2 protein-coding genes and 1 pseudogene are annotated in these 6,000 nt (G+C 42.0%); 1 reads left to right on the forward strand and 2 read right to left on the reverse strand.

Going from position 1 to position 6,000, the window contains the following annotated elements; translation table 11 throughout:
- Positions 1 to 223: 223 nt before the first annotated feature.
- Positions 224 to 412 (forward strand): annotated as a pseudogene (locus tag ATS71_RS19045) (S41 family peptidase); the annotation flags it as partial.
- Between the two features lie 55 nt (positions 413 to 467).
- Here the strand turns inward: ATS71_RS19045 and ATS71_RS11230 are convergent.
- Both ATS71_RS11230 and ATS71_RS11235 read right to left on the reverse strand, forming a co-directional pair.
- Positions 468 to 3,461, reverse strand: coding sequence for a TonB-dependent receptor (locus ATS71_RS11230; RefSeq protein ID WP_058404904.1), 2,994 nt, complete (start codon positions 3,459 to 3,461; stop codon positions 468 to 470).
- A gap of 74 nt (positions 3,462 to 3,535) precedes the next feature.
- Positions 3,536 to 6,000, reverse strand: a 2,465-nt coding sequence (locus ATS71_RS11235) for a glycoside hydrolase family 16 protein (protein ID WP_058404905.1), incomplete at its 5' end; no start/stop codon positions are given.

Genomic DNA, 6,000 nt, shown 5'->3' on the forward strand with positions numbered 1-6,000 from the left:
TTAGTGTTTAGTGTTTAGTGTTTAGTGTTTAGTGTTTAGTGTTTAGTGTTTAGTGTTTAGTGTTTAGTGTTTAGTGTTTAGTGTTNTTAGTGTTTAGTGTTTAGTGTTTAGTGTTTAGTGTTTAGTGTTTAGTGTTTAGTGTTTAGTGTTTAGTGTTTAGTGTTTAGTGTTTAGTGTTTAGGCAAGGCAGAGCCTATGTTGTGTAGCTATTCCCCATAAATTGGCGATAACGTTGTATATGGAGGTACGTTTAGCTGATTTACCTTAAGGCTTAGGTAAAGTGATTGTGCCAAATAAAGTCTATGTAAATAGAGCGCGTGGGGCAGGAGACTTTTACAAGCCAGATATTGCGTACAACGGCATCGACTGGACAACTAACATATTATTAGAGCACATAAAGCGCATACCATAGCTTACAAAATAAAAAACCGCTCTAAGAGCGGTTTTTATAGATTGTTTATTTATGTTTAGTTACCCATTGAGTATCTAAAACCAAAGGCATAACGTGGCCCATATTGTGCAGCGCTTAAGAACTGACTTTCAAAACGGCTGAACGAACGCTCTGTTTCGTTTGTTAAATTAACCCCTTCAAAAAACACGGTAGTGCTTTCGTTAACTTCGTAGTTAACGCTAATATCCCACTGTAAGTATTCTTCAGCATATTGTGGTGGAGCGGTAGCGCCTGAGTCCGGTAGGCCTTGCGCAATTAAGTATTCATCACGCCATGCACCAGTAATTTTAACTGATAAGCCATCTTTTTCGTAAAAACCTTGTAGGTTTGCAGAGTCACTCAGACCCGCTAACACAGCTTGAGATGCAAGGTAATAGTTGTCGTACTCTACATCACCATCAACAATAGTGGCATTAAAACCAGCACCAAAACCCGACTCGCCAAATAAATGCTGTATCGCAAACTCAACACCATTTACTTTGCGAGATCCTACGTTTTCTGGTGAGTTGATTGTCCACTCAATTAACGGATCAGTTGCTGGGTCAGGAAGTACGCGGTTGTTTTCGCCAATTCCTACACCATTTGCAACAATCTCATTATAGATAGCAGCGTCAGTTGCCTGATCGCCACGCCCTTCAATTGCGGCGACCGCGTTATTCCAGCGCTGACCTAAATAAACATCATGCAGGCCTTCAAACGTAGTAGTTACTTGCGTGTTATCAATCCAATTATCTACATCTTTCCAAAACATGCCTACTGCAGCGTAGCTACCTTCATTGTAGTAATATTCAAGGCTAAGATCGAAGTTGGTTGATTTAAACGGTTGTAGGTTTGGGTTACCACGACTACCGCTTCTTGAATTTAATTTAGGTGACGGTGTTAAGCTTAAGTTGCCAAGCATGTCGCCAAGAGTAGGGCGTGTGATTGTTTGACCCCATGATACGCGTGATACTAAGTTATCAGAAAGGTCAACTTTCACATCTATCATAGGTAGAAGAAGATCGTAATTACCTTTGTAATCAACCTCAACTAATTCACCACCACTGGCAAATTCTGTTAACCATTCAGAACCACCAGCCCAATATACCTGCTGAGCAACACGGCTTTTGGCTGGGCTAACAATGTCAGTTTCTTCGTAGCGAAGGCCTAAATTTACAAAAACATCGTAGTCGCTAACGTTAAATACCCAATTTGTAGATAGGTAAACACTGATTGTTTCTTCTTCTACTTTATTAGTTGGGAAGCCATCAAAAGTGCCTATTTGGTAAACATCACTGCCTATTACGTCTTCAGTTAAAAAAGCGCTTTGGCGAGCAAATGCTTCATCAAGATCATAAGTATAAGCATAGCCTGGCGCTACACCGTTAGGACCAAACGAAAATTCGTCAAGGAATCCACTTAAATCTACACGCTCAAACATACTGTCTGGGAATATCTCGGCAAATGTACCATTGTTAAAGCCTGGAGCATTCGCATTATTAGAGCCACCCCAACCACTAAGTGTTTGCTTAGTATATGCTGCACCAAATTTAACGGTTTCTAAACCAATATCAGTGTAAGTAAATAATTTACCGTCTAGTTGTACTTGAGATACTTCAGATTCACCGGGTGTTCTGGTAAATATACTAAAGTTAGAACCAATTTGGTTTGGATCAACTTCTTGTGTGCCATTATTCCAATTTACATTAAAACCAGGTACGTCACCCTCACGGAAAAAGTATTCTTTAGTTGAAATATCTGCCGAACCTAAAATGATTCGTGCATTAGCACCTAAACCAGGATCTTTACCATTATCAGTTGTTGTTTTAGATGTGTGGGCATCAAAGTTAAAGCTCAGATTTTCGGTTGCTAACCATTCAACGTTAATACCTGTCGCTTTTGAGTCAACTTCTGATGTTTCACGAAATGCAGTAAATGATGCATCGTCACCTGCAGAGTTGTAATAAACTGCTGTACCGTTTTCATCAAGCTCATAAGCATTGGCATTACCACCGAACGAGCCGTTCCAGATCCCCCAAGACAATGAGTTATTACCGGTTGTTGCTTGTGAAATTGTATGGTCAAGCGTAAATGTCAGGTTGTCTGTTGGTGCAAACTGAAATGTTGCTTGTGCATTTAAGCGTTCGCGCTGAATGTCATCTTTCGCAAAGCTAACTTCTTGCGGAAAGAAAGCGGCTGAAACAAATTCACCATTTTCCCCCGCGTTTGGGTCAAAGAATTGTTTATCCGGGTTACCTTCAGCATCCATTGGGCGGTTATCAACAATATTAGCCGCATCAACCGAGAGGTTAGGGTTAACTAACCAAGATCGAACATTTGCTGCTTGTCGTTGAAAATCACGACGATGGTATGAAAAGTTAGCCGACACACCAAAACGCTCGTCATCAAAGGTATTACTGTAGATACCTGCAATTTCAGGTGTTACTTTATCGCCTTCTTCTACAGATGTATCGTGAATACCTTTAGCCATGAAAGAAAAACGCTCACCTGGCTTTTGTAATGGTTTAGCGGTAACAATATTTACAGTTGCACCCAATCCACCCGTTGGTGAATCGGCGCGCGCAGTTTTCATTACTTCAAGCGAACTTACACCTTCTGATGATAAGTTTTCAAAGTTGAATGAGCGAGTAAAACCTGTGCCGGCCATTTGGCGACCATTTAGTGTTACCAAGTTAAACGATGGGCCAAAACCACGAACAGTAATTTGGCTACCTTCACCGTTTGAACGGCTGACAGACACACCAGTAATTCGCTGTAATGATTCTGCTAAGTTTGTATCTGGAAACTTACCCATTTCTTCAGCTGAAATGGCGTCAACTACACCAGAGGCATCTCGTTTTACATCCATTGAACGAATTAACGATCCGCGGATACCTTTTACTTCAATGACTTCTAGTTCAGGTTCAGCAGTATTTTCTTCTGCTGCATAGGCTAAATTGAATGTACTTGCAGCGATGATAAGTGACACAGAAGCTGCTAACTGGCTCTTTTTAAAAGTGAATGTGTTCATAATTGCTCTGCTTTTCTAAATTTATTACAGTTAGTGGGTGCCTATTTAAAGGCACCTACCATTCAATGGTTGTTCTACGGGTTTGCAATAATCACGTTATCGATGCGATAAACCGCGCCTTCACCCGTACCCCATGCTGGGAAAACCATTAACACGTTGATATCACTGATATCTAAACCGGCGTCAAAAAGTGATTGCAACGTAAATGTGTATGTTTGCCATTGACCAATAACTGGTGTTTGACCTTCAACACTTTCTGCAAGAGGCAGCTCCACAGCTGATGCTGCACCAGTTGACTCAATTTTAAATAACCATTGAGAATCCGTTGCGTTAGGTGGAGTCACCATTTTCATTTCAAATTGTACAACCCCATTTGCAAGGATAGACGAGGCATCAAAAGAAACACCTTCATCGGCTAAAAAGCCCATAACAGTTGGCGCTGAGCCAATTACAAACTCAGCAACGGTACCATGGTCGCTATCGTCTGTTTCTTCTGTTGGCGTTGAACCGCCACAACAGTCCCAGATGCTCCATTGCTCTGCGGCTGTATCTTGGAAGATTGTAATTTCACTTCCTGCTGCAGATGTTGCACTTGGGTCATAAATTTTAGCGTTATCTACACGATATACTGCACCTTCACCGGTGCCCCACGCTGGAAAAATCATAACAACATCAATTGCGCTAACATCCAGGCCTGCACCTGCTAAGTCAGCTAAGGTATAAGTGTAAGTTTTCCATTCACCGGCAACTGGTGCGTCACCTGCGTCTGTTAACGGAAGCTCTACTGCTGAGTCACCCTCATTTGATTCTATTTTCATTAACCAAGTTGAATCTGGGTTATTAGGATTTGACATTACTTTTAGTTCAAACTGAAGAACGCCATTTTCTAAAATGCTAGTCGCATCGAACGGTGTGCCGCTTCCACCCGCAGAAGTGCGTGTGTTAAAGCCCATTACTGTAGGCGCTTCACCAATGCTAAACTCTGCAGTTAAACCGTGTTCTTCGTCGTCTAATGCTTCAACTGGTGTTGAACCACCACAGCAATCCCACATAGGCCAATCTAAACTTTGTCCGTTGTCGAATAAAACAACCTCAGGAGAAGCACCCAAGTCACCTTCAATTGCTACATTAGTAATAAGGTACTCAGCACCTTCACCTGTTTGCCATGCAGGGAATACCATAAGCACATCAATTGCACTTAAATCTAAGCCTTTTTCTTGAAGTAATGACAATGGAAAAGTATATGTTTGCCATTGACCAGTTACAGGCGTTACGCCTTCATTGCTTTCACTTAATGGTACGTCGCCTGTATTTGGGCCACCATCACCTGCTTCTGCTTTTAGTATCCACGTAGTATCTGATGTTGGAGGCGTTACCACTTTCATATCAAACGTTAAACGGCCGTTTAAATCTAGTAATGGAGATGCATCAAATGGAGACGATGTCCCTGTGAAATCGTCTGCAAAGTGACCACCGCGTGTAGAGAAGCCAAGCACGGTGCCGTTGTTATCATTTATGTTAAATTTAACAACGTCACCTTTGTCTGCATCAGTGATAACTTCTGGTACAGTGCCGCCACAACAATCCCATGCAATCCAGTTGGCGTCTAGGCTACCGTTAAATATATCAAGGTTTCGGGCTACACCGTCGCTTGGTGGTGTAGGCACAGGTGCTGCACCTTCTACAAGTGCGTCTTCTAGGCTGTCGTAACCTGGACGAACTGTTTCACAGCCTTTGCCAGTGATTGGGTTTGATGCACATTCGTATACTCGAACGTAATCAATCTCAAAGCTTTGGCCTTGTGCAAACGCGTCTGCATCAATACCTAAATTGTTAACGTTTTCAGGCCAATCTCCACCAACTGCGTGATTCAATATCAGGTAAAAATCTTTGTCGAAAGGGGCGTTATCCCAATGCGTTGTAAGTTCGCCGCTTCCTTGTTCAAAGTATTCAGCAAACCAGCCTTTATGTTTAAGGCCAACAGCTTCGTCTTTTGAATTGTAACGAACTTCTGAGCGACGTTGTGTAGCGTATAAATAGTCATCTACATACCAGCGGATCTCACCTTCTTGCCACTCTATAGCGTAAGTATGAAAATCATCAGCTGGGTTCATGTCTTCAGGTAATAAATAAGCTTTACCTGAACTAGAGTTATTTGGCCATTCACGACCGTAATGAAGAGTACCGTGTACGTATGATTCAACAGTGCCATCTTCAGCGGCTACTTTTAGGTTTACAGCTTCTAAAATATCAATTTCACCAGAGCGTGGCCATGTGCCGTATTCTTCATCAGTTGGCATCATCCAAAATGCAGGCCAGCTACCTTGACCAGATGGTAATTTTGCACGCATTTCAAAACGGCCATAAGTAAAATCTGCGTTGTAACGGGTATTTAGGCGGGCTGATGTGTAAGGTTTTTGTGCGCCTTCTTCTGCGGGGAGAGCAACTATGTTAAGCATGCCGTCTTTGATGAAGGCATTTTCTTCGCTATCGGTATAACATTGCTTTTCGTTATTACCACCACCAGCACAATTTAATT

The organism is Pseudoalteromonas sp. H71 (assembly GCF_001468485.1).
Lineage (GTDB): Bacteria > Pseudomonadota > Gammaproteobacteria > Enterobacterales > Alteromonadaceae > Pseudoalteromonas.